The following is a 24,807-nucleotide window of genomic DNA, read 5'->3' as shown; positions in this document are numbered from 1 at the left end:
TTGGTGCACAGAAAAACATGCCTTTATGATAAAGGCGGGCTCAGGCTGTTGAAAAGATTTTGTCTTGAATTTTTGTTATTGATGGAACGCAGACTCCTGCTGGATGAAAAGAAAAGGTGAGACCCCACAGGGCGCAGCCCGAGGAGGCTCACCAGCTTCCCGCTTAAAGCGAAGTATATTTCAGGAGCAATTTATATGCAACGCATGTTATTGGTTCGGGCTCTCGTTAACTAAAACAAGTATGTCAAAACCTCGAAGGTTACTCGTCATCATCCTCATTATCTTCATCGCTGTCATCATCATCATCTTCTTCATCAAGCTGCAGAAGACCTGACTCATCATCTTTTTCATATTCATACACCAGTTCGGAATCATCGTCGTATGAGAATGTGACTTCCACAGACTCGACCTCTTCAACATGTAGTTTGTCATTAAGCCGGGATGCGATTTCATCGGAAGATAAATCGTCGGATACATTCAGATCATGAAAAATGGAAGCGGAAATGCCTTCCCCTTCTACGTTTACCCCGGTTTCTCCGCTGCGCTGACTGAGGATCACTTCATCCCCTGATGAAAGTTCAATTTCAATGACAATCTTTTTTACCTGTTTACTCACACTTATTCCCTCCGCATTCGTTAGTCATCTTAACGTATGCAAGTGAGGAAATCGTTGCGCTACTTTTATTAAGAAATGAACGTATTTTCCCACTGATCGTTAAAAAACGGGACAGGGAACCAGTACATGATGAAAGCCTGATTCATAAAGTATGGTAAGACAGAGAAGAAGGTGATCATATGGAAGTTACGTTGCTTGGACTTGTTTTACTGTCTCTGGCGGCATTCAGGTTAACGCATCTGGTTGTCTATGACCGGATTATGCTCAGGTTTCGTTTGTTGTTTTTAGATGTGACAGAAGAAGACGGGGAAGAGTACTATGTGCCGAAATCCGGACGGGTAAACAGGTTCATAGGTGAGCTGATTACATGTCATTGGTGCACATCGGTATGGTCATCGGCTGTTCTTCTTGCAGGTTACTGGTACCTTCCCGCTATATTCAGTTTCGTGATCATCCTACTGGCTGTGGCCGGAGTGGCAGCCCTGATTGAAGCCGTAACAGTCAGATATTTTCTTGATGAATAGCAGTGGCGTATTCCATCAAACAGCTGACGATCATGGAGATCCGGTGAGTGAAGGTATGATTTTTCATTATTTCGTTTCGTGCTGCTTCTGCCATTAAAACCCGTGCTTTTTCATTCTCAAGATAGTGGCCGGCAAAGGCGAGACATTCTTCTTTTGAGTTCATCTGCACAATGGTTTTCGGAGAATGAAACATCCCTGCGATTCCTTTTCTTTTTTCCACAAGCTGAAATGCCTTACAGCCGGCGGCGGCAAAAAAGTCGGGGGAGGGGCTCGCTGCAGGAAAACCGGTTGCATTATCTGAAGCCTTAAGTTCATCCGGAATGGTCAGAACGATTTTTGTGTTTGAGTAAAAAAGCCTCGCGATTTGAGGGGGCACCCAGTAATTTATAGCGAGCAGGCGTGGAGAAGGCTTAAACTCCCTGATGGCATTACTCCAGCCTCTGCCCACAACCCGGAGCGTCCAGTCGGTCTGACGGTGAAGGTAGTTTATATAGTCTGCCTTTTTGTGATCGGCATCGCCTGTTATGCAAAGATCACTCTGATAAATCTGTTTACTCGTTTTGTCCGGAAAATACCTCTCCGGCACGAGACAGTGAGGCAGGTCAAAAAGATGCTGATGTCCTAGCTTTCTGTACACCGCTGCAGTATTTTTGTCGGGTGAAAAAGCCACATCAAAGTGATGGACCATCCGCTTTGTGTAATCCAGCTCATAGGGATCACGGATAAGCCAGCCGGCAAGGGGTATACCTGTCTTTTTGCAGGCAGAAAAAAAGCGGTCCCACTCTCCTTTTTGAAAGAAACAAAAAGCAAAGTCGGGACGCTCCTTTTTAAGCCAGGCAATATAAACGTCTTCAGGCTGTTCATGTGAAATGGAAACAACAAAGACCCCATGCCCGGCAAATTGTTTCACAGCACTTTCATGCTCGTAAGGGAGAGGGTTACTTTTTACCAAAGCGATCTTCATGGAACGAACCCCCCTAGAGGTATAAGCTGATTGTGTTGACACTTGCAATTCCTTTTTGCAGTTCTCTTGCATAACAGAATCCTTCAATTAAAATGTGATCGTCTTTATTGCCGGGACTTATTGCCATATCAAAATTTGAAAAAATCGCTTTTTCTCCAGGCTTAACGGTATCGATGTGAACCGGTTTAAGCCAGTGTTCTCCTTTTGTTTTCACCCATTCCTTCCAGTCATTCTGGACGTACACCCATTCTTCTTTCGGCGTCATCCATGTATGGTCCAGTGCCTGGGTCATCCGGATTTTGCCGCCGATATTCACACTGTTCGCCGGTTTGGTCCGGAAGCAGAAGACAGGGTCGTGAAGAATCTGATTCCCCGTGTTTTCAAATGTGAAATGACCGATGGCATGGATCTGATTATCCTGCTCTTCCCCCTGTTTGGGAAAAAAAGTCGAATAACTGAAATAAGCCTTAGCTGCTAATGAAACAGGAGGGGAATAGGATCCTTCTTTCTGTCCTGTATGTCCCTTTTGCCTGGCTGCCTTTAAGAGAGACCGTAATTCTTCTGCCTGTTTTTTATATTTAGCGACTTCAGAGCGGTAGTGAAGAATCTTCTGCTCGAGCTGAAGTTTTGAATCATCTTGCTTTTTCGGATGGAACGTTTGTTTTGATTTCATTTCAATCACCCCGATTAAGCCTTTGATATAAAATATGTATGCACGTCTTTTTCACGTCAGAATAAAAAAATCAGATTGATGGGTGTCACCAATCTGATCTTTATTGATTATAGGTTAAATAGTATGGGTGCTGTCATCGTGGTTGTGCGGACCAGGGAAGACTTCCGGACACTGTCTAGGGAAAACAATTGCCGGGCATTCAATGTCAACCGGCTGAGGCATAATGTGTCTTCTTGGTCTGCATGGTCTGCCTTCAATTTCGATAATAACACTTCCTACTACCTTCACTTGCTGACAGATAAGCAGGCTTAATTCAAGTGAACTGAACTGTCCGTTTGTACAGCAGATGACACCGTCACCGAAAAAGTCGTAAACCTCACATACAACGTCGGTTTCTTCCGGTGCACAGAGATAGAAAGTCTCAAACAGACAGAATTCGATGTCTCCTGAAGTACAGATTACAGGACCGTCTTCTTCAAGACGCAGTTCAACAAAGAAGGATCCTTGTTTTCTGATCTTTACTTCCTGTAATTCGATACCTAATTCAGGGAAGAAGACATCTCTTCTTGGCCCTACTTGAGCACAGCTCAAATCATCGTTTTCTACGACTGTTACCAGGTAGTCGCCATCTTCAGGAAGAAATTCACATGGATCGGCGCCTTCTTCACCGTCACAATCGAAGTCCAGATCTGCTAAACCTGCCTCACCTGAAAATGTTAGGGATTTTGTTGTGCTTCGAGTAACCCAGTCATAAAGTTTATCTACTTCGATACATAGGCGTTCCAAATTTGACATGCCTTTTATCATCCTTTCATTCATGGTAGTTCCTTTATCGGGGACTACTTCATAGTATGAGGTGGGCGAAAAATTGTGCATAATCCCAGAATGAAAAACAGTTGTTGGGCGTTTTTTAAGAAAGATTCCTTTCCCCGTACATATGAATGTAGTGGATGATTTTTTTATTAAAGGGGAGAGTTAAATGAAAAAGGTCATATCACTGGAAAAACTGTCGTCGGTTCAATTGAAACAGCGCATTATTCAGCTGCAATCCGAAGTCAGGGACTGTCATAGAAGAATCGAAAGCTATAAGCGGAATTATACAATCAATGAAATTGAACAGATGCGGAAAGAAAACGAATCACTCCGATTAAAGTTTGAAGAATTTCTGACTAAATATGAAGAAAAAGAATCAGAACTTATTGTTGCGATGGAAAAAATGAAAGATGCCCAGGCCCGGACAGAACTTTACCATACCAAGTACCACCTTGCATGCACTACCTATGACGAAGCGAAAAAAACATGGGAAAAAGAAAGGTCGGTCATAGAGGAAAAGTGTAAGTTTTTGACCTGCGAATTAAGTGAAGCTCAGTCTGAAAATGAGAAACATAAACAAGAGTACTCCGAAGCGGAAAAAACGTGGGCGGAAGAGAAAGGGAGAATGCAAAAACATTATGAAATGATGTGTATCCAGCTAAAGGACACCGAGAAAGAAAAGAAAAGGCTGAATATTGATTTGAATGAGGCCCGGTCTGTTAAAGACACCATAAAGGAGGAGCACTCTGAAGCTGAAAAGTCGTGGGGCAATGAGATAGAAAGTTTGCAGAAACAATATAAAATGCTGAGCGGCCAGCTAAAGGCTGCTGAGGCAGAAAAAGTGAAGCAGTCGTATTCCAAAGCTGAAAAAGCATGGAATAAAGAGAAGGAAAGCCTGCAGAAACAGTATGAAATGGCGGGCAGCCAGCTAAAGGCTGCTGAGGCAGAAAAAGAAAAAGTGAAGCAGTCGTATTCGGAAGCTGAAAAAGCCTGGAGTAAAGAGAAGGAAAGCCTGCAGAAACAGTATGAAATGGTGGGCAGCCAGCTAAAGGCTGCTGAGGCAGAAAAAGAAAAAGTGAAGCAGTCGTATTCCGAAGCTGAAAAAGCTTGGGATCAAGAGAAGGCCGATTTTCTTATCCGTCAAGTGAACACAAAAGAACTCGAAAATGAAATTGCTCTCTTGAAGGTCGAACTAAAGTCGACAAAAGGACTCAGCACTCCATTCCTTCCCGTCAGTAAGGCGCCTTCACAGTCATCTAAATACGAGCCTTTTCAGGATGAAGATGGTGTGTTTCCCTTTATTCGAAACTTACAGACTGCTTCCCGGCAGGCAACACTGCCTGTACGTGAAAAACGCCGTATAAAGCCGGATGAGCGGGACTGGTATAAATCACGAGGGAACAAAAGTATACAGACCGAAGCAGAAAAAAGAGCTGGTGTGATTACAGAAGACAGGAGGAAATCCGAAAGCAAGAAAAATGAAGTTGCAGCACAACGGCCAGAAAAGCAAGGTGAGTTAAATGAAACAAAAGAGAAAAAAGAATAGCCTGTTTTCCGCTTGTGTGCAGACAAACCGGTGCCTTGTTTCATAGTGTATAAAAGAACGCTATGTTAACAGGAAAGGGGCACCACCACAGTGAGTAAAAAAAGCCGATCCGGTAAAAAAGTAAGAGCTGCCAGCCGAAAGACAGCAACGGTACAAAACAGTGAATATGTATATAAAGGAAGAGTTCTTTCTGCTGTACAAAAAGTAAAGAAGCGAGGCTGCGGCTGCGCTGGTAAAAAAGCTGGTTCATCCTAATTTTTCACTCATGCCCGGACCCAAATGAAGATACCGGCATATGATGGTATCAGTAAGAAGGGAATGGAGGGCCTTAACTTTGAGTAAGAAAAAGATAAATCCGATTCCAGAACAAAAAGAGGAAAAGGTAAAAGAAGAAGAGAAGACGCTCTGGAGTTACTGGAATCAGTTTATGCTCGGCAATAACGAAAATCAGGGTGAAAAGAAGAAAGATCCGGATGATTCAAAAGAAGACCATCCTCCGTTTTGGTGGATTTAAAAAACATGCGCGGGCATGTTTTTTTGTTTTAGTAATGGAGGGGCGTCCAATTGAGCGCTCGCTCCGTGAATTCGCGCCATTCCTGCCGGTAAAACTGAACATGTTCTCTAAGGTGATGTATAAACTTCCGAAGTCGATGAACAAATCGCCAAAGGTGATGAACAACTCACCCCGAGCAGCCTGGCATACTATGAATCTGATCGAAGATGATAAATGGGCAAAGTCGATGGACAACCTCATCAAAGTGATGAACATATAGGTGGATAAGAGCCATGAAGAGTAGTTAAGCCGGTTTTAAAACACCAAGCTGAAAAATGGCCTGTAAGCGAGAAAAATCGCCCGAAAAGTCCACTCGGGAAGGACAATCCCCGAAGAAAGGTTCATCAACTATAAATAGAAGATACAGAAAGTGAACATCCCACGCAAAAAATACATACAGATCACTCAGAGGACTCAGAAAGAGGCTGGGACATAAAGAAAGTGTTTTGCTGAGAATCCGAACACTGCACTGACATAGCAGAGTATATTTCTGCAGCGGTTTATTTGCAGCGCATTTTACTCGTTCGTATTCCAGTTGACTAAAACACTTCTGTCCCAGCCTCGCCCCTTATTTTTTCCGTTTAAAGTTTGCATCCCGGAGAAAGCGGGATCGGTATGATTTTTTACCCCGGCGCATATCCGTTGCAGAAAGGTACAGTTCTTCTTCCGCCCGGGTCACAGCTACATACATGAGGCGCCGCTCTTCTTCCAAAAAGGAGTCGTCACCTTCACGGGCTTTGTCCAGTGCATACTCGTGGGGGAGGGAGCCTTCATTACAGCCGAGGACGTAAACGGTTGGAAATTCCAGCCCCTTTGCCCGGTGAATGGTCATGAGCTGAACTGCAGACGCAGGTTGTTCATTTTTATGGACTTTCACTTTGGCGCGAATATGATCTACGTAGGCGAGAAAATCTTCAATGGAACTGTAGTTTGAGGCAATTGCCACGAGTTCGTGAAAATCATCGGAACCCCGCTCCATTTTATTGCCTTCCTTGCCGTTTTTCTTGATGTAATCTTCAAGGCCCATGTTTGAGAAGGCGTGCAGAAGGGCTTCTTTCGGCTTCATATTCTTCAGCTTAGGAAAATGTTTCAGACATTCACCGAGTTTTTTACGCTGAAAGGCAGGCATTGTGTCTTCCATCCGGCGGGTCGCCTCGAGCATCGTTTCGTCGTGAAAAATTGTATGACGCTTCAGGTCCTGAATGATCGACTGTTTGAAGAACATCACCCGGATCCAGTCCTGAATGGCGTCTACGTCATCGCCGTTCAAAGCAAGTCTCAAAAAGGACAGAGCTTTTCGGACCACCTGGCGGTCATAGAAGGAATCGCCCCCGTGCTCCATGGAAAAGGGAAGGCCGCTCTCCAAAAGCTGCTCGAAAATCGCCCGTGCCTGGACATGTGTGCGATATAAAATGGCGATGTCTTCAGGTTTCGACGTGTTTTTCAGCTGGGTTTTGATACGCTCAATAATATAGATCGCTTCCTCTTCTTCATCGAAAGGAAAAAACAACACAGGTTCGTTTACGTTTTGTTTAACCGGTGCCATCTTTTTCTCATACCGGCTGGCATTTCTGCGGATCAGTTCATTGGCCAGATCAACAATGTTCTGCTCTGAGCGGTAGTTATTCTCAAGATGAAGAACCTTCACATCCCGAAAGGCCTGCTTGAAATTAAGAATGTAACCCGGGTCACTGCCCCGGAAGCGGTAGATGGACTGATCGTCATCACCGACCACGCACAAATTGTTCTGCGGGGCCGCAAGAAGTTTCATTATATCGTACTGAATCCGGTTGATATCCTGAAACTCATCGATCATAAAGTGTGTAAAGCGGTTCTGGTATCTGGTTAGAAGCTCCGGGTTTTCCTTGAGCATGTGATAACAGCCGAGAAGCATGTCGTCAAAGTCGAAAAGATTCTTCGCTTCTTTTTCCCGCTCGTAAATGGTAAAAATGTCTTTTACCTGCTTTTCAAAATGGTCTGCATGCTTCACTGCATCCGGTGTGAGTCCTTCATTTTTCCACGCGCTCATGGAGGTCATTGCCTGGTCGATGGCGAATTCACGCTCATCGATGGACAGTTCCCGAAGTGCCTGGTGGACGAGTTTTTCTTTTTGCCACTGGGCTTTTAGCAATTGCTCCGGACGCCAGCGGTCAGGAGCGTGATGCATGAGCATTTTGTAAAAAAGGCTGTGAAACGTGCCGCACACAAGACGCCTTACGATACCGCGCTCAAGGCCGTACTGAGTGGCAAGACGTTCTTTCATTTCGGCGGCGGCCTTTTGGGTAAAGGTCACCAGCATCATGTTTTCAGGCAGTACATGACCAGCTTTAATGAAATAGGCTGCACGGGAAGTGAGAACGCGGGTTTTGCCGCTCCCGGCTCCGGCTAACAGAAGAAGGGGCCCTTCCACCGATGTGACCGCCTGCTGTTGTTTTGTGTTCAAAGGGGTCCCGTTTTCTTCGATCGCCCTCAGGACAGGGTCTTCTGAATAAGAAAGAGTACTGTCTTCCTTCACGCGATCGTCGTTGGAATAGAGAAGAGGGTTTTTAAAACAGCCCGGTTTGTTTGCCGGCACCGCCGCTGTTGATGATGAGATCGATTTTTTTACAGGAAGGGAAAAGGATCCGACTGAAGCGGCCACAGGTTCTTCTTGCTTAACCTTAGCCTCAACGGTTTTCGTTCCTGCTTTTTCATCCTGCTCCTGGCACAACTGTGACGGTTTGCGGTGGGAAAATGAAGGAGCTTTGTGAATGCCGAGTGACAGGGTGACCGTTTCCCCGCAGTAAGGACATGTGAGTTCGCTCTTTTTACTTTTTTGATATAAGGTATGGAGCCCGCCCCGCTCAAGAGAGGTAAGCTCATAGGTTGTCTGATTATGTAGTGCGCGTTGCATCATTGCACCCCGAACTTTCTATTAGAAAATGACATAGCCTATTCATCTTACCAGAGAATTGAGGGTGTTTCACTAGGTGTTTTGGGCAAAGAGATAAGGGGTAAATAGAGAATGAGGTGATTCGTTATGGGATATGTTCCTCCAGTACGTGACGAACAGAGTTTTCTTTATGCGAATCGGCAATTGCCGAGTACACCTTTGATTTACACCGTGCAGAAAGCCGAAAGGGTGGACAGCATCCGCCACCGGAAATATTTTGAACGACAGGTGACGAACATGGAAAGACGAAAGCAGGTAATTGCCTGCGAACGTGAGCTTACAGGTAAAGGAAAACGGTTTGATACATCAATATAAAAAGAGCCTTGTCCGATTTATAATCCGGGCATGGCTCTTTTTTGTCTGCAATCAATGGCTGTAGCTTTCCTATGCGAAAAAGTGTCCAACAATGGCAAATAAGAAGATGACGCCGAGCACGGCGAGTGTTTTTTTCATAGTACTCAAGCCCTCCCTTAAAAACAGGCAAAAATAAAGGTGCATACTGGGTTTGCTGCAGGGTGTGTGTGATGATTATTGACCTGTTTTGAGTGTGTAACCTAATCCCCTCCATTTTAAAACGCTTTCATTCATTTGGAAAGAGAGAATCGCGAATACTTTTCCTCTTTTTCTGACATTTTGCGCAAATAAAAGAAGAGACTGGGACATAAGTGTTTTAGTCAACGAAAATCAGAACAAACAATATGCGTTGCAAATAAATCGCATCTGAAATATATTCGTTTTCCGCGGCCTCCGCGTGCTATGAAAGACCACTGAGAAAGTTTATTCTTTTAAAATATGCTCAATAAAATTAGGTGTTGATTTCTACTCATTGCGCTCCCTTTCCGCCGGCGGAAAGGGAGCCTCCTCAGCGCTTTGCGCTTCCGGGGTCTCCCCGGAACTCGCTTTTCCCGCAGGAGTGTCGCGCATTCGCTCCAATCAACACTTTTTTAACAACAATAATCTTTAGTACATCATAAAAGCAAAGTCCATTTTTTGTTGCAATCAGGCACTAAAGTGGTGACGTTATCAGGCTTTGGCTTTTTAAGTAGCTTCCTGCGCACGGTGGGGTCACCATTGCTTTTCATGCCGCAAGAGTCTGTTTATATTTCATCCGCATGTTCGTGCATGGTTGGAATGCTCAGAATGCTCAGCTTAACACTTTATTTTATGTCCCGCTCATCATGAACTATGAGCAATCGCAGAGCACCTTCTAATCCCTTGGAAGTGGTTCTTCTTTAAATTTTCGTGTAAACAGAGTGAGGGCGAGAAGAGCAATAACGGAGAGACTTAAAAACAGGTTTGTATAGATCACATTGTCCCCCTGCCTTGCAAGAGGGTTGAACAGAACGGCAGCCGACTCCATATCCAGGATACGGCCGTAGACGGCACTGCCGATGGCGGCACTCATGAAGTTCAACAGGTTAAACAGCCCGATACCGACACCCGTTTCCTTTTTTGAAACAATCGTGGCCAGGAGGTTGGCTGTTGAACTTTGAATCAATGGAAAACCTAAATACGTAATTAACAGACAAGCGGCAATGACGACCGGATTATACCCTGCAAAGGTGGAAATACACAGCGTCCCTGCTGCCACAAGGATAAGGGCGAGCTTGACGACCGGAACACTTCCTTTCCGGTCAACAAGCCGGCCTCCTGCCTGACCAATGAGTCCCGCTGCCATCGCGCCGGGGAAAAGAACGAGTCCGATCGCCAGTGTGTTCAGTTCATTTAAATCTCTGAGCATGATGGGGATAATGAAAATCATCCCGAACAGTACACTGGTGCCCATAAAACTCGTGGCCACAGTGACGGCGTACCGCTTGTTTTTTAATAATGAGGGCTTGATGAACGGGTGTTTTGCCGTCAGCGTACGCCAGATAAACAATACGAGTCCGACGGCAAAAAGGATCGTTGCCCACCACATTCCGGTTGTAATAAACACGAGGAGCCCGGCGACTGTTGAGGCGATAAACACAGCTCCAGGCACATCAACGACACCGGGACGTTTCTCTTCGTCAGGAATCCAGCGGCGTAAAAACGGAATAGCCAAAACCGCCAGCATAGAAAAAATAAACAGGAAGCGCCAGCTCAGAACGCCGCCGATCACTCCGCCGGCAATCGGACCTACTCCGGAAGCGAAGGCTACCGTGGAAGAAATGATCCCGAACACACGTCCCCGTTCGCCGGGAATAAACCGTGCAGGAATAATAAATGCGAGAGCAGGAATCGTTGCGCCGCCCATCGCCTGAATAATCCGTGCCATGAGGAGTGTAGGGTAATTTGGTGCCACAAGCCCCAATGTTGCACCTGCAGCAAACATGATCAGTCCGAAGGTGAGGATGTTTTTAATCGGATAAATATCAGCCAGCTTTCCATACATAAGGGAACCGATGGAAAAGACGAGAATATATCCGGTCATCACCCAGCTCACCTGGGACGGGAGGAGATTGAAATGCTCGGCTATATCAGGAATGGCTACATTAAACATCGTGCCGTTCATAACGGTAAAAATAAGGACAATGCATAATAACAAAATGAGTCTTGATGTGAGTTGCGGGTCCACGTTCGGTTCGTCTTGGCTTGGTTGGTGCTGCATGAGGATCCTACTTTCTAATAGACATTTTAAAACATGAGAAAAGGCGCAACCAAAATGGGCGCCGTGTCGGATTACTTATTTCGCGTCTGGAAATATTACTTCCTTCATTTTAATCGAAATCCCGTCACATCGTCAATGGAATTGCCTGGGGTTAAAGAGCGGTATCTTGGGGGAATAGAAACAAATGAATGGAGGTCAAGTCAATGAAAATAATCGGAATTGCCGGAAGCCTGAGGAAAGAGTCATTGAATAAAGTCGTATTGAATGAAGTGAAGGGGCTGAGCGGGAACAAATTAGATCTGGAGATTGTAGGTATCGGAGATCTGCCTCTTTTTAACGGGGACCTGGAAGAAGGGGGAGATCCGGAGATCGTGAAAAAGTTTAAAGACCGGATCAAACAAGCGGACGGTGTCTTTATCGTTACCCCTGAATACAGCCGGGGTATGCCCGGAGTATTAAAAAACGCCCTGGACTGGGCTGGTAGTATGACGCATGAGAATGTACTGGATAAAAAAACGGCTGCAGTAATCGGTGCTTCACCAGGTGCCCAAGGAACCGCACTGGCTCAGGTCCAGGTCAAGCAGACCCTCGCTGCGTGCGGTTCGTATGTGATGAGCCAGCCTGAAGTGTTTATCGGATCGGCTTATAAGCGACTCGGGGATAATAATGTGACAGATGAAAAAACGATTGAGATTCTTAAAGACTGTATCGAATCCTTTGCTGAATGGACTGCATGTTTCTAAGGGGAAGGCTGGGGGCGGTCAACCTCATTTCCCTTCCGCCCCTCCCTGTAAGTGTGTCGTGTTTTCCTTTGTAAAGCGATGCTTTTTCATCACAATTCCGCTCACAAGAACGGCAATGACAATCCCATAGACAGTCAGCCAGTAGAACGTCCAGTTTTTCAAAACGAAATCAGTAAAGTCTACAATATCCGGATGAAGGTGCTCACTCATAGCCCAAATGAGAATGGCAATCGGCAGAATAAAAGGCGTGTATGTTTTCTTTCGGCTGATATGCTGAAGACCGAGAATGACAGCAAGAAAACATACAGTTATTTTTACAATTAATGAAAGAAGCCATACAATCCCGATGGCTGCTTCAACTCTTTGGAACAGTTCGCCGATTTCGATACTGCGTGCCATTGAATAGGTAGCGTACGTTTCCCGTCCGGCAAGGAACGGACCTTCAACCCCTAATGTAACAACGATGGCAAGCATTAAAACACTACCAGAGAATCCAATCGCTACGAGTGTATACGTAATTAAATGTTTTTTATCTGACACATATGTGGCAAGGGCTGAAAATAACATCATCTCCACAAATGGAAAGCCTACAAGGGGATGGATGCCTTCCATTACCGGAAGCCAGCCTTTATCCAGTACTGGTAGGAGAAAATCCCAATGGAATTTGTTCAGAACAACAAGAAGAGTGCCCAGGACCACAAAGATCATAACGGGAAGTACGACCTCGTTTACCCTGCCGATATTCTGCACGCCTTTGCTTACGGAATACACGACGAGTATGAGCGCCATGAAAATGACAACGTGGATGGATGTTTCAGGCAATGCGACAATGTTTACGAAATTCGAGAAATTCCGCATGACAAGAGCGGCTAAGTGCGCCCCTGCAAAGATAAGGACCAGGTTAACAATAGTTCCGATCCATTTGCCGGAAACGAGCTCAATAATGTGGAAAATAGACGTATAATTGTATTTTTTTAAAAGGAGGAAGAGTACCGTGTTTATCCCGATTCCGATGAGGCCTGCTCCTCCCATACTTATCCATGCATCCTGTTCGGCGAACATAGCGGCTGCCGAAGGGGCCATCAAAAGAGAACTTCCTACAATAAAATTGGCGACTAACAGAGCAAACTGCCAGCGGTTAATAGTATGCTTCATGGATGTTATCCTCCAAAGAAGTAGTGGTACAACGGCTCATAAAGACGGCGGATCCAGGCAGTAAACGGGAGCCAGTCTTTTTTATTTAAATAAGAGATTGTGTACAGAGCAGTGAAGGCCCATGTGAATATCAGCGTCACTTGTGAAGGTTTTTTTTGCTTACGCTTATTTGGCTTCATTTACAGAATTAAACCTCATTCCTGTATTAGTCAGGTCAATGTCAACGTTAAGAACGATTTCTCCTTCCTGTAAGTGGTGAAACCAGTCACCTTCCCATTCCTTCCATTTCTTTGGCTGCTGGTTGTGAAACCATTCAGAAAAACCAACCACATCAAACCCGAGTTCCCTTGATTTATCAATGGCCATTTGTATTTCATTTCTCAGTTCATCATTAACTGCCTCTTTAATCTTTTTGAAGTCCTCAGGGTCGCCAATATCCAGATCACAGGATGTTTCCAGCATGTAGCCCTTCCCGGTCAGGCTGATTGTAAAGTGGGGTTTGCCGTTTTTTACAGCAGCTTTAACAGTCTCATTCAAAGAGTGAACACGAACACCTATATATCCTCCTTCACACTTCGTGTCAAAAATAGTGCGGTCCTTTACAAGGTTGTTTAAAAACACCCATCCCTGAGACTCCTGGGTATTCATCCAGTCCACCAGCTTGTCATCTTTAAAAACAGCCAGCCCGTCAAGGGAGAAGGAATGTTCGTCAATGTTACTTAAAACCTCTGTATTGTCACTGTTCTCACTGGAAATATTTCTAAGTCCCAGCAGGGTCGGGTGATGGTCTTCCTTTACATAAGCACGTATAGCGTCGGCTAACGTAAGATGCCCTGAAATACCAAGGGAACCGGAGGCAACCATCACTCTGTCCCTTACCGATTTTGCAGGGTTTTCATCAAGAGGTGTGAAAACAGACAACATGTCTTTTGCAGTTGTGTCTTTGGCGATAAATGCGAGAAACTGCATCCGCATTTGCTGGTCCCGTTCCACAAAGTCGAAAACCCGATTAATTCCGGTCTCTCTTGCAAAATTCTCACCGATAATTATGTAGTACATATGTGAAAAAAACAGCCGTCTCGGTGCAATGTTTTTAGCGAGGTCAACCGCTTCCACCAGGGTTTTTCCCCGTGTCGTAAACGTAAAGACAGAAGCGTCTTCACTTCCCCCGCCTTCTGTAGCCACCCGGGCAGAGGCACCGTGGGGGTTAATGATTTGAAAAGAGACTTCAAAATCCTCCGAGTCTTCCACCTGGTCAATGCCTATTGCAACAACGACAGCGAGCTGATCAAGCTCCATTTTGTCTCCGCATCCGGTACAAATAGAAACGGTTATGGCTAATGTAATTATCCATTTTGCAAACTTTATCATCCGGTATTCTCCTTTTTCGCCTTATGCTGAATCCAGGGGCGGAGAAACGGGACGTTTTTCACCCAGAGTGGAAAGCGGAAAAAGCCGTCTTTATGATGTTTAAAATTAATCGGGGCAAGAGGTGAAAAATAAGGTTTTCCCATGGAATCCAGCGAGCACAGATGAATGAGCAGGATCGTACTGAAAAACATCACACCGTAAAGGCCGGTAGTCGCAGCAAATATCATCATGACAAACCGGAGAATCCGGGCTGAAATGGAAAAATTGTAGGCAGGTGCCACGAAGCTGGATATTGCTGTGAGTGACACGACAATGACGATAGCTGGACTCACGAGACCGGCACGCACAGCGGAATCCCCTAGAACAATCGCCCCTACAATCGAAATTGCAGGACCGATCGTCCTCGGCATCCGGACGCCGCCTTCCCGGAGGATTTCAAAGATGACTTCCATTAACAGGGTTTCAATAAAAGCGGGAAAAGGAATGCCCTCCCGCTGCGCGGCCAGGTTGATAAGAAGATCTGTAGCAACAAGCTCCGGATGATACGTAGTAATGGCTATATAAAGGGAAGGAAGATACAAGCTGATCCCAAATGCCCCGAGACGGATAAACCGGATAAAGGAGGCAAAATCAAAGCGCTGGTAGTAATCTTCCGCTGCCTGAAAATAGGAAAGAAACGTCATCGGGTACACAATGACAAATGGTGTGCCGTCTACAATCACAGCTACTTTTCCTTCCTGGATCTCAGAAGAGACCGTGTCGGGGCGCTCTGCCGTCTGTGCAACAGGGAACGGGCTGTACCAGCGGTGTTTTTTTCCGTAGTCATCGATCAGTTCTTCAAGCATGCCGCTTTCATAAACTTCTTCTGTACGGATGTTTTCGATTCGCCGGATCACTTCATTTAAAACGTCTTTGTCTACCTCGTCTTCCAGGTAGCACAGACGTATTTCTGTCTGGGTGCTTCTGCCGACCGTCATGGTTTTAAAGCGAAGCTGGGGATTCCTGATTTTTCTGCGAATAAGGGAAGAATTTACATTAATATTCTCTACAAACCCTTCCTTTGGGCCTCTGATCACGGTCTGGTTCTGCGGCTCGTCTACATTTCGGGTTTCCACTAAAAATCCATGCACACCATAGCCAATCGTGCAGCCTTCCACCAGGACAATAACGTTTCCGTGAAGAAGTTCTTCAATAAGGTCCTTAAAAGTGTGGAGAGGGGCAGACTTTGTTCCCTGAATCTTGGAGAAAAGAAGAGACGGATCGCTTGTAAATAAATCGGCTTTCCTATCCTGTGATTTCATCAGAGGACTGTTAATGGCATCCGTTATCATATCTTCATTGTTCATCGCTTCAAAATGAATGACGGCAAAAGGTACGGGCAGGTGATTAAATCTGGCAACGTCAATATCTTCGCTGTGTCCAAGAAAGGTAAGGAGCTGGTCGATATTTTTTGTTAAGTCAATTGACAATGGCACCTCATATGGGCGTAACGTTTCTTCAATATCATGGTTGCGCTTGTCCAAACTCCTCACCTCCTGCTTTTGTTACAGGTAGTTTCTGTTAACCATAGGGGAATATACATGAATGAGGAAAGAAGAGGGAAGGCGGTGCAGAGGAAAAGGCAGTGGCAACGAAGTCCGTGAAATAGACGGGGAATCTGCTTTGCGTGAAACAAAGAAGGAAATTTACTATACTGTGAGGAACACAAAAAAATCGAGGAGGATGATAACAATGAAAGCAGTTGTTCATAAGGATAAAAAAGGCTTTGCAGGCCTCACACAGATTCAGGACATGCCCCAGACAGAACCGAAAAAAGGCGAGGTCCGGATCAGACTGAAGACAGCAGGTCTCAATCACCGGGATCTGTTCGTATTGGACCGGCACGATCCTGAAGATCCCCCTTTTGTAATCGGGTCTGACGGGGCAGGGATCGTAGACACAACCGGTGATAATGTTTCGGCCGTTTCACAAGGAGACGAAGTTATGGTCAATCCAGGGCTGTACTGGGAAAAGAACAGTGATGCTCCACCCTCGGGGTTTGAAGTACTGGGCTTTCCGAACAACGGAACGTTCGCTGAATATGTAACAGTACCAGCTTCGGCTGTTGTAAAAAAACCGGATTACCTATCCTGGGAAGAGGCAGGCGTCTTTTCCCTCGCAGCACTTACCGCTTACCGGGCACTGTTTACAAGAGGTAATCTGAAGGCCGGAATGAACGTGTTTATTCCGGGTATCGGCAGTGGTGTGGCAACATTCCTGCTTCTTTTTGCCCAAGCCGCCGGTGCGAAGGTATATGTATCCAGCCGTTCAGAAGAAAAACGCCAGACAGCCCTTGAACTCGGAGCTGAGAAGGCCTTGGACTCCTCAGAAGACTGGAAAAAGGGACTCGGGGGCTGCGAGATGGATCTTGTTATTGAGTGCGTGGGTGCTGCTACCTTTAACAAGTCCCTTGATACGCTTCGAAAAGGCGGGACGATCGTGACATTCGGCTCTTCTACAGGTGATAAAGTGGAAATGGATCTCAGGAAGTTTTTCTACGGTCAGTACAACCTGCTTGGCTCTACGATGGGGAGCCATGAAGAGTATATTCAGATGCTGGACTTTATCCAGACCCACCAAATTCGTCCTGTGATGGACCGGGTTTATGATCTTGATGACTACGAAGAAGCGTTTAAAAGGCTGGAAGAAGCAAAACAGCTCGGAAAAATAGCATTTAAGATCAGCTAGACAACAAGGAAGCCAGGAGGAGGGATGCCCCGCCGCCCGGCTTCTGTTTTACATAAATACAATCACTTTCAGAACCGCTTTCCACGCGAAGTAACCCCCGAAGCCGATAAGAACAATGCTGGCCGCGGTGCAGATCCCCTGAAGCATCCTCGGTGTCAGAAGTTTTTTACCGAACTGGACCGTAAATGCGAGATTCAGGTTCCAGAGCCCGATGCCTAAAAAGACAGCACTGCTTACAATGAATGCCCGGAGTTTATTTTCGTCCGCAAATGTGTCACTCAGAACAGATCCGTAGATACCGAGCCAGAACAATAGATTCAGAGGATTGAAAGCAGCAATGGATGCCCCGGTTACATAAGCGTGGAGGAGAGATTTTTTTTCATAGGAAACCGGCGAATCTTCACGCATATCCATAACGGGTTCAGATAAAGAAGCAGGCTGCCGCAGCCCCGAAAAACCGGTGTAAGTCAGGATAAAAGCGCCAAGGACAAGAAGAAGGAACTGCACAGCTTCTAAAGTCAGGATACCGGATAGACCTTTGTACATAAAAAACATCAGCACAAGGTCGGCACTCATTCCCCCTGCGCCTACGAGCAGCGAGGGCCAGAAGCCCTGAAAAATACCACGCCGGATAATTTCAATATTGATCGGGCCGATCGGCGCTGCGATCGATAATCCGAGAACCATCTGCTTGACGAGCATAATTATCATCATCCTACCTCCCGGAAAAACGAGCTTGTCTTTACCATATAGATGACCCATCCTCTGGATTTAGACCAGAGAAGGACGATTAATACAAACGAGCTCAGGAGGCGGTGAACCGCTTAAAAAAGCATCGCGGAAAAACCGGTTACCGTAAAGGGAAAAGAGGGAAATCGGTTAATAGAAGGCTTTGTAAGTACAGTTGTTGGTTTACGCTCATTCCATGGGGAGCGAGGTGAGCCTGCTTTCATATGAAGCATCGCTGCTTTTTCCTCAGCGAGGTATGCTTTGCAGCTTTTTGTGTCGAAGCTGAGATGTGAACGCTTATTCAGCGTATTCGGTGCAATCAATAGTGTTATAAATCAAAAATAATCTTTAACAGAACCTGATAGAAAAGCATCAGGCCTGCTTTACAAGGAAGGGTTTTAGGGACCCTGCCGGATTCTTTTTCAGTGTACCGATGAAAGAGAATGAGATAAGCGCCAGGACCCGAAGAGGCTTGTGAGTTTCCGGATCTGTAGAGGGAATGTAATCTTTTCCACGTTCAAAAAATCATGGAATAAACGAAGGATATAGACAGAGTCTGGTCAAGCTTTGGCAGAAGGAGCGTTTCAGCATGAGTAAAAAAATCATCTATGAAGTCTACTGGATCAGAGCGCTTGCCTGTTTAGCCGTAGTCCTTGTTCACGCAGTGAACACAACACTGGCAAATTATGAAGGGGCCCTGTCCCAGTTTGAGGAATATTTTCTTATTTTTATCCGGTTTGCGGCCTTTTTTGGTACGCCGGCATTTGTGTTTATATCAGAGCTTCTTCTGGCAAGAGCCTATCCAGATGGAGTGCCTCCGGGCTTCTTTAAAAAACGGATCCGGTTTCTGCTTGTCCCCTTTGCAGTTATGGGATTAATTTTTGCCTTGCTTCAGTCAGACACGCCAGGAGCGTTCTTTCAAAACGGAGCTTTGAATTTGTTTGCCGGGGGATATACAGGTTACTTTGTGTTAATTATCTTTCAGTTTTACATCCTTCATGTTTTGCTGAATAAAAAGCTTCAACGCTTGCCGGCAGCGCCTGTACTGCTTGTCGCATTCGCGGTTCAGGCGGCTTATATCGGCTTCTTCAATTTTAATGAACCGCCTTCAAACCAGGTGGCCGAGTATATCTGGCTCAGGGGGCACTGGATTCCGTTTTTTGGATGGATCTTTTATTTCACCCTCGGATATTATGCAGGGCGTCATTTTGACCGTGTGAAAACCTGGATTATCAGTCACAGGCGCACGGTTACAGCGGTGCCGGTGATTGCTCTTGGGTGGATTATTGTGAACGTCAGAACGGATTTTATTGATGTGGTTTCATCCAAGCGGCTGGATAATATCGTATATACAATCGCTGTGGTGGCCCTTATTCTGTTTATCGCAGCCCGGGCGAAAAAGGTTCCGTGGCCGGTTATGTTTGTGAGTAAGTACTCGTTTAACATTTACCTGCTTCACACTCTTGTGATTTACCCGATCCCGGCGATTGCGGGGGTAAGCCCCATTATATATACGTTGTTTATTTTCGTTGCCGCCTTGATCGGTTCGATTGCAGTTGCGAAATTGATTCATCTCTGGGCACCGGGAAAACTGCTGATCGGAAAAAAGCTGCCGTCTCCGAACAGGCAGACCGTGAAGACTGCCAGATAAGAGAGTCTTTCTTAAGAGTAGATTGGCAATGGCTCCGCTCTCTGCTTCGAGGCTGACCCAAAAGGTAAAAACTGACCTTGGGGGTCAGCCTCTTTTAATTTGCGTGAAGCCAGTGGCCCTTCGGTGGTTCAGTTATGTTGTCTGCGAGTCTGTTAAGGTCTTCGTAGTATTTTTGCTCGAGCATTTTAATCAGTATGCCGAAATAATACGCAACGGGGTTGTTTACTTTCTTTTGCTTAAGCCTTGAGATCATCTCCTTGAACGCAAGAACGGCTTCATCGGTGAGCCAGTCACAATGCTCAAAGCAATACCGCCATGCCGCCCGTGTGGTCATGGACCAAAATTCCTTAACAGCCCCCTGTTCCGGATAAAAGCTGGACACCACTTTTGAGAACCGTTCGGGAACGGCCGGGCTCATTTTATCGTGCCTTACGTTATTTTTAACGATCTTTTTTGGATCTTTTGGTTTAAAAGAACTTTGTTTATGGGGGTTCATTTTCACCGGGGGGCCCGGCTCATTCTGTACCGGATAAGGGTTAAACACAACCAGATTACTCGACTGTGCTCCCGACTTTCTTACCGTTCCATATACAGTAACCATCCCGGCCGCCTTTGCTTTTTGGATCATCCGTTTGTATGTGGCCCGTGAGAGCTGTCCCTGAGCGGTCTTTAACACCGTCGCCACATTCGCATTTGCAACACCAATCACCTTTACGGCATATCTGCTCAGCGCTTTTAACCCGATCACTTCCTTTTTACCAAGCTTTACTGCCGGATCGCTGAGCCAACTGTTCAAATGCGCGTTAAACTCCTTCACACTGTCAAACTGAGAATATCTCTTAAAACTGTCCACATGATCATTGACCATCGCTTTTGCCATGAGCCACCTCTCCCTTCACCTATTAAGTAAACGGGGAAAGCGAAAAATGGGGTGGCTCATTTAACTTTTTTTTCGGGAGCGCTGTGGTTGGGGTCTGAAGTACTAAGTGGAAAAAGGGGCTGGCGAAGTGTAGAAAAGCGAAGGCCAACCGTAGAATGCCGACGATTAACCGTAAAAAACAGATTGCTAAGTGTAAAATAACAGCAATCCTGATAGACTCCCGTCAAGTTTATCCACACATATACAGAGATATTTTGCTGATACCGGGCGAATGAACAAGCCGTTCGGACTTTTCAAACTATACTGTAGTACATCCTTAAAAAAAGGTAGGTGTCACATATGTGCTGGGGTTACGGTGGATATAATTACGGTTGTGCACCATCAGGCGGAGGATACGGCATCGGGTTGATTCTCGTATTGTTCATCCTTCTTGTCATCATCGCTGGCGCTGCCTGGTCTTAGTAGTAGCAACTATATCGGGGAACGACTGCGCCTGGTAGTGCGCAGTCTTTTTTTTTTTTGCCCGGGGAAGGGAATTAGGGGATTTGTGTTAAGATGTCCTTCCTCAAAGTTAAGAATTCCGGCCTGGTTGTTAAGACCTTTTATGTTAAGAATTCCAGATTTTCTCCCATATAAATGGAAACCGCGCCCTATGAGGAGGCATTACCGGCTAAAATCTACTATTCATCTTCCATAATTTTATGAAGATCCTTATAAAACCTTTCATTATACGAAGTCACGATATGAACACGGGCTTTATCAAGGGGGATTGTGTGTTTGCACCCCCGTCCTTTACAGTTTACCGTTTCCTGACCTTCAGCCCGGATCAGGTACTTGTGGCGTTTTTTACATAATGGACAAGTGGCATTTACGAGATGGGCTTTCGGGTTCCTGGCAAATGCCCCTTTTGTCACATCCCGCTGCTCTTTACTCAGCTCTTTAAACAGGACGGCATTTGTGGCTGCACGGGCGGTACGCTTCGTTAAAATTTCAAGATCCACAACCGGGTTCGGGTTGCGGACAGGGTTTTTCCTCACAGCCACATTGTCAAATTCGTCAATCTCGAGAAGACCGTATCCCGGGGGTACCTCATCCGGGACGAGGAGTCCGGCTGGCGTCATTATATAGGCATAATCGGCAATTTCATGATAGCCATAGGGCATCCGGAGGACCTCATCCCGCAAAAAATCAGATCTGGACACTTTTACTTCAATGATCCGGGACTCCTGACGCCTGATATTAATGCCGAGGGCGTCTGCTTTCAGTTTTTTTCGTTTCACAAATAACTTTACCTCGCTTGCGCAGAGGTCAACTACTTTATCTTTCAGCCAGTACAGGGCCTGTTTTTTTAAATGTTCATGAAGGGGGCTTTCCATAAAAATAACTCCTCTCTTTCACTCATTTATCCAATCATAACACCTCCCGGACAGGCTTAGTGAATAACAAACGTATGATTGGAAAAAATACGTTCTGGTAACGTAAATTTGGAAAAAGAGGTGTACATGGATGAAGAAGCATAAAGGGTTACTTGCACTTTCACTGGGAATGCTTATGGCCGCAACAGCCTGCGGCGGCGGTGGAGAAGCACCTGAAGAAGGCGGGGACGCCGGTGGAGATGAAACTGCTGAAGAGACATCCGAAGATAAAGGTGAGATTGTGATTGGCCGGAATAACTGGGCTGAAAATATTGCTGTCTCAAACATGTGGAAGGTGCTGCTGGAAGAAGAGGGCTACGAAGTGGACATTCAGTCCATGGACAAAGCGCCGGTCTGGCTCGGAATTTCCAGGGGTGAGCTGGATATTGCCCCTGAAGTATGGCTTCCGAATACGGATGAATCCTACGAAGAAGAGTACGGTGATGACGTTGACATGAGGGAAATCTGGTATGAGGGAACAGAGCTTGGGTTTGCCGTTCCAGAGTACATGGATATTGATTCGATCGAAGAATTAAACGATATGGCCTCAGAGTTTGACGGACAAATTGTCGGTATTGAAGAAGGAGCGGCCCTAACGGATCTTGCCCGGGATGCCATAGACGAATACGACCTGGATCTGAACCTGGTTACAAGCTCAGACCCTGCCATGAATGCAGAGTTTATGCAGTCGTATGAAAATGAAGAGCCGATTGTGGTGACGCTTTGGAGCCCGCACTGGCTGTTTGCCGACTATGACATTAAGTATTTGGAAGACCCGGAGAACGTGTTCGGCGACCCCGATGATATTTATTACATGACCCGTGAAGGATTTGCTGATGATCATCCGGAAGTGGTGGAGTGGATGGACAACTGGATGATGGACGACGAGTCTCTCGGTGACCTCATGGCGACAATCAATGACCTGGACGACCCGTACGAAGGGGCGAAAGAGTGGATTGAAGAAAACCGTGATCTGGTTGACGAATGGATGGCTGAATAAATGCTGGGACTGAAGTGTTTTAGCCAACGAGAATCCGAACGAATAAAAGCGGCGCTAATAAACCGCTCCTGAAATATACTCCGCTTTCCGCGGGAAGCGGGTGAGCCTTCTCACCGTTGCGGGGACTCAGAAGGCACTGAAAAAGTTCGATCTTTAACTTTTCCAGTGCCTTCTAAGCAATGAGCGTAACGGTTGGCATTTTTTAAAGCCTGGTATGAGTGGGTTTCTCGTATCAGGCGCGCAACCGCTGAAGCCATTCAAATAAAAGCCACTGAAAAAGTTGTTTTGTACTTTTTCAGTGGCTTCCTTTTAACCCGCAGGAGCCTGCGTATATTTCATCCGCTATGTTAGCGCATCATTCGGATTCTCAGCTAAACACTTTCTTTATGTCCCAGCCGCTTTTTTTGATGGCGGTACACAGGGTTTTTATGCAACAAGAGTTGGAGAGGAAGGGACCGGGATGAACATTTCCGACCTTCCTTTTTGTTTTAATAGAATATGAAATGTATGAAATGATGGACAAATAGACCTATAGTCACTCGCAGGATTTACATAATTCAGATAGGATAGTATATAGTGTTTATGCAGGATATTTCTTCATTATTTTCTTTTTCCATCCTTTTGAGGGTGGGGTGGGGACATGAATGTTTACTTGCAATGTAAGGGCTTACCTTCATATATCTATAAGGTTTTCACCGAGAAATCGTTTTTCTCCCCCATTGTTATTCATGCATTTTCCATGTGAAAAAACCTGACATATCCAGCGCATAAAATATAGAAAATTCTTATAATTATTTGTGATGTAAAATCTATTTTGATATAATGACCATGTAATTTCAAAACTTTGTTAATGGAGGAAGGAGCTGAGATGTTAATAGGTCACAGGACTAGTTGACTAATGGTCCCTGTACCACCTCGACGGAGGGCATTTCGTGTGTGCTGAATGTTTGGAAAATTTAGACCTTTTACAACAGGGGGGCCTCAAGACTTTGCTTAAATACATATTAAAACGTTTTTTATGGATGATTCTTACGGTCTGGATTATCATTACCCTGACCTTTTTTCTGATGCATGCCATACCAGGGGATCCATTGGATACAGGGGATGCAGGAAGTTCCGATGCAGCAAGTGCCAACCTGGCTGCCTATTATAACCTGGACCAGCCACTGCCAGTCCAGTATGTAACCTACTTAAAGAATGTCGCCACGTTTGATTTTGGACCGTCGATGACATCAAGGTCCCGTGATGTGAACGACATGATTGAAAGCGGATTCCCCGCTTCACTTCAGTTAGGTATTGCTTCATTGATTTTCTCCGTTCTTTCAGGTGTGGTACTGGGTGTTTTTGCCGCTCTCCGCCATAACAAGATGATTGACTATATGACGATGGTGCTCGCTGTTATCGGCATTTCCATCCCGAACTTTATTCAGTCAATGCTGTTTATTAACTACATAGCAGTACATGTGGATTTTTTCCCGATTGCAAGGTGGGGTACATACAGGCACGTGATTTTACCAGCACTTGCTCTTGCGTCAGGTCCTATGGCCATTATTGCAAGACTTACACGTTCAAACATGCTTGAAGTTCTGACACAGGATTATATTCGTACAGCTAAAGCAAAAGGGCTCACTTCAGTCCAAATCGTTGTCAAACATGCCCTTAGGAATGCACTTCTGCCGGTTGTGACGATTATGGGGGCACTGACTGCCTCGGTTCTTACAGGGAGTTTTGTGATAGAGCGGATTTTCTCGATTCCGGGAATCGGGCAGTACTTTGTAAACAGTATTAGTAATCGTGATTATCCGATGATCATGGCTACAACGGTGATCTACAGTACAATTTTAGTCGTGATGATGTTTATTGTTGATATTTTATACGGATTTATTGATCCGAGAATCAAGCTGCACTCGAAGGAGGACTAG

24 protein-coding genes are annotated in these 24,807 nt (G+C 45.6%); 12 read left to right on the top strand and 12 right to left on the bottom strand.

Translation table 11 applies throughout. The annotated features are described in order from the left end of the window. Positions 1-259 precede the first annotated feature (259 nt). Positions 260-616 (bottom strand): hypothetical protein, encoded by a 357-nt coding sequence (locus tag JSY36_RS09850; RefSeq protein WP_205166256.1) that lies wholly within the window; start codon positions 614-616, stop codon positions 260-262. A gap of 179 nt (positions 617-795) precedes the next feature. Between JSY36_RS09850 and JSY36_RS09845 the strand changes: the two genes are divergently transcribed. Next, positions 796-1,140 carry a DUF1360 domain-containing protein gene (locus tag JSY36_RS09845; protein ID WP_205166255.1) on the top strand — a complete coding sequence of 115 codons (345 nt, stop codon included), beginning with the start codon at positions 796-798 and terminating at the stop codon, positions 1,138-1,140. Here the strand turns inward: JSY36_RS09845 and JSY36_RS09840 are convergent. From JSY36_RS09840 to JSY36_RS09830, 3 genes are all read right to left on the bottom strand, one after another. Then, a complete protein-coding gene (locus JSY36_RS09840) occupies positions 1,118-2,104 on the bottom strand; it encodes a CgeB family protein (protein ID WP_205166254.1) in 987 nt (328 codons plus the stop codon). The two genes, JSY36_RS09845 and JSY36_RS09840, sit on opposite strands and share 23 nt — an antisense overlap. Before the next feature lie 13 nt (positions 2,105-2,117). Then, positions 2,118-2,777, bottom strand: coding sequence for a hypothetical protein (locus JSY36_RS09835; RefSeq protein WP_205166253.1), 660 nt, complete (start codon positions 2,775-2,777; stop codon positions 2,118-2,120). 114 nt (positions 2,778-2,891) lie between these two features. Further along, positions 2,892-3,572 (bottom strand): BMQ_0737 family morphogenetic spore coat protein, encoded by a 681-nt coding sequence (locus JSY36_RS09830; protein WP_205166252.1) that lies wholly within the window; start codon positions 3,570-3,572, stop codon positions 2,892-2,894. Between the two features lie 184 nt (positions 3,573-3,756). Between JSY36_RS09830 and JSY36_RS09825 the strand changes: the two genes are divergently transcribed. The 4 genes from JSY36_RS09825 to JSY36_RS09810 all read left to right on the top strand — a co-directional run bounded on the left by JSY36_RS09825 (position 3,757) and on the right by JSY36_RS09810 (position 5,909). Further along, positions 3,757-5,136, top strand: coding sequence for a coiled-coil domain-containing protein (locus tag JSY36_RS09825; protein ID WP_205166251.1), 1,380 nt, complete (start codon positions 3,757-3,759; stop codon positions 5,134-5,136). A 90-nt stretch (positions 5,137-5,226) separates the two neighbouring features. Then, entirely contained in the window at positions 5,227-5,391 is a 165-nt protein-coding gene (locus tag JSY36_RS09820; RefSeq protein ID WP_205166250.1) for a hypothetical protein, read from the top strand. A 79-nt stretch (positions 5,392-5,470) separates the two neighbouring features. Beyond that, positions 5,471-5,650, top strand: coding sequence for a hypothetical protein (locus tag JSY36_RS09815; protein ID WP_205166249.1), 180 nt, complete (start codon positions 5,471-5,473; stop codon positions 5,648-5,650). Beyond that, positions 5,610-5,909 (top strand): hypothetical protein, encoded by a 300-nt coding sequence (locus JSY36_RS09810; protein WP_205166248.1) that lies wholly within the window; start codon positions 5,610-5,612, stop codon positions 5,907-5,909. The genes JSY36_RS09815 and JSY36_RS09810 overlap by 41 nt, the downstream gene beginning before the upstream one ends. A 348-nt stretch (positions 5,910-6,257) precedes the next feature. Here JSY36_RS09810 and JSY36_RS09805 read toward each other — a convergent pair whose 3' ends face one another. Further along, positions 6,258-8,585 carry a UvrD-helicase domain-containing protein gene (locus tag JSY36_RS09805; protein WP_205166247.1) on the bottom strand — a complete coding sequence of 776 codons (2,328 nt, stop codon included), beginning with the start codon at positions 8,583-8,585 and terminating at the stop codon, positions 6,258-6,260. 123 nt (positions 8,586-8,708) lie between these two features. Between JSY36_RS09805 and JSY36_RS09800 the strand changes: the two genes are divergently transcribed. After that, the gene (locus JSY36_RS09800; protein ID WP_205166246.1) at positions 8,709-8,936 is read left to right on the top strand and encodes a hypothetical protein; all 228 of its coding nucleotides are present in this window, start codon (positions 8,709-8,711) and stop codon (positions 8,934-8,936) included. Positions 8,937-9,828: 892 nt separating this feature from the next. Here JSY36_RS09800 and JSY36_RS09795 read toward each other — a convergent pair. After that, positions 9,829-11,214 (bottom strand): MFS transporter, encoded by a 1,386-nt coding sequence (locus JSY36_RS09795; protein ID WP_205166245.1) that lies wholly within the window; start codon positions 11,212-11,214, stop codon positions 9,829-9,831. A gap of 203 nt (positions 11,215-11,417) precedes the next feature. Between JSY36_RS09795 and JSY36_RS09790 the strand changes: the two genes are divergently transcribed. Continuing rightward, the gene (locus tag JSY36_RS09790; RefSeq protein WP_205166244.1) at positions 11,418-11,957 is read left to right on the top strand and encodes an NADPH-dependent FMN reductase; all 540 of its coding nucleotides are present in this window, start codon (positions 11,418-11,420) and stop codon (positions 11,955-11,957) included. A 24-nt stretch (positions 11,958-11,981) separates the two neighbouring features. Here JSY36_RS09790 and JSY36_RS09785 read toward each other — a convergent pair whose 3' ends face one another. The 3 genes from JSY36_RS09785 to JSY36_RS09775 form a co-directional block, all read right to left on the bottom strand. Beyond that, on the bottom strand, positions 11,982-13,112 hold the full coding sequence (locus tag JSY36_RS09785; protein ID WP_205166243.1) for a GerAB/ArcD/ProY family transporter: 1,131 nt from the start codon (positions 13,110-13,112) through the stop codon (positions 11,982-11,984). Positions 13,113-13,277: 165 nt separating this feature from the next. Beyond that, positions 13,278-14,483 carry a Ger(x)C family spore germination protein gene (locus JSY36_RS09780; protein WP_205166242.1) on the bottom strand — a complete coding sequence of 402 codons (1,206 nt, stop codon included), beginning with the start codon at positions 14,481-14,483 and terminating at the stop codon, positions 13,278-13,280. Continuing rightward, positions 14,480-16,006 carry a spore germination protein gene (locus tag JSY36_RS09775; RefSeq protein WP_205166241.1) on the bottom strand — a complete coding sequence of 509 codons (1,527 nt, stop codon included), beginning with the start codon at positions 16,004-16,006 and terminating at the stop codon, positions 14,480-14,482. The genes JSY36_RS09780 and JSY36_RS09775 overlap by 4 nt, the downstream gene beginning before the upstream one ends. A 208-nt stretch (positions 16,007-16,214) precedes the next feature. On the opposite strand from JSY36_RS09775, the gene JSY36_RS09770 reads away from it, so the two are divergent. After that, a complete protein-coding gene (locus tag JSY36_RS09770) occupies positions 16,215-17,210 on the top strand; it encodes a zinc-binding dehydrogenase (RefSeq protein ID WP_205166240.1) in 996 nt (331 codons plus the stop codon). A gap of 48 nt (positions 17,211-17,258) precedes the next feature. On the opposite strand, the gene JSY36_RS09765 is transcribed toward JSY36_RS09770, so the two are convergent. After that, entirely contained in the window at positions 17,259-17,924 is a 666-nt protein-coding gene (locus JSY36_RS09765) for a LysE family translocator (protein ID WP_236784707.1), read from the bottom strand. 604 nt (positions 17,925-18,528) lie between these two features. On the opposite strand from JSY36_RS09765, the gene JSY36_RS09760 reads away from it, so the two are divergent. After that, positions 18,529-19,590: an acyltransferase family protein gene (locus tag JSY36_RS09760; protein WP_205166239.1), complete on the top strand. Its 1,062-nt coding sequence runs from the start codon at positions 18,529-18,531 to the stop codon at positions 19,588-19,590. A gap of 94 nt (positions 19,591-19,684) precedes the next feature. On the opposite strand, the gene JSY36_RS09755 is transcribed toward JSY36_RS09760, so the two are convergent. Continuing rightward, positions 19,685-20,470, bottom strand: coding sequence for a hypothetical protein (locus JSY36_RS09755; RefSeq protein ID WP_205166238.1), 786 nt, complete (start codon positions 20,468-20,470; stop codon positions 19,685-19,687). 339 nt (positions 20,471-20,809) lie between these two features. Between JSY36_RS09755 and JSY36_RS09750 the strand changes: the two genes are divergently transcribed. After that, positions 20,810-20,932 (top strand): YjcZ family sporulation protein, encoded by a 123-nt coding sequence (locus JSY36_RS09750; RefSeq protein WP_205166237.1) that lies wholly within the window; start codon positions 20,810-20,812, stop codon positions 20,930-20,932. Between the two features lie 218 nt (positions 20,933-21,150). Here the strand turns inward: JSY36_RS09750 and JSY36_RS09745 are convergent, their stop codons facing one another. Continuing rightward, positions 21,151-21,846, bottom strand: coding sequence for a hypothetical protein (locus tag JSY36_RS09745; RefSeq protein ID WP_205166236.1), 696 nt, complete (start codon positions 21,844-21,846; stop codon positions 21,151-21,153). Between the two features lie 130 nt (positions 21,847-21,976). Here JSY36_RS09745 and JSY36_RS09740 point away from each other — a divergent pair, with 130 nt between their 5' ends. Both JSY36_RS09740 and JSY36_RS09735 read left to right on the top strand, forming a co-directional pair. After that, entirely contained in the window at positions 21,977-22,885 is a 909-nt protein-coding gene (locus JSY36_RS09740) for a glycine betaine ABC transporter substrate-binding protein (protein WP_236784706.1), read from the top strand. A 989-nt stretch (positions 22,886-23,874) separates the two neighbouring features. Next, positions 23,875-24,807, top strand: a complete 933-nt coding sequence (locus JSY36_RS09735; protein WP_205166235.1) for an ABC transporter permease — start codon at positions 23,875-23,877, stop codon at positions 24,805-24,807.

The sequence above is a fragment of the Alteribacter salitolerans genome (assembly GCF_016901055.1).
In the GTDB taxonomy this organism is placed as follows: domain Bacteria; phylum Bacillota; class Bacilli; order Bacillales; family Salisediminibacteriaceae; genus Alteribacter; species Alteribacter keqinensis.
This window is presented reverse-complemented; position numbering and strand designations above follow the sequence as displayed.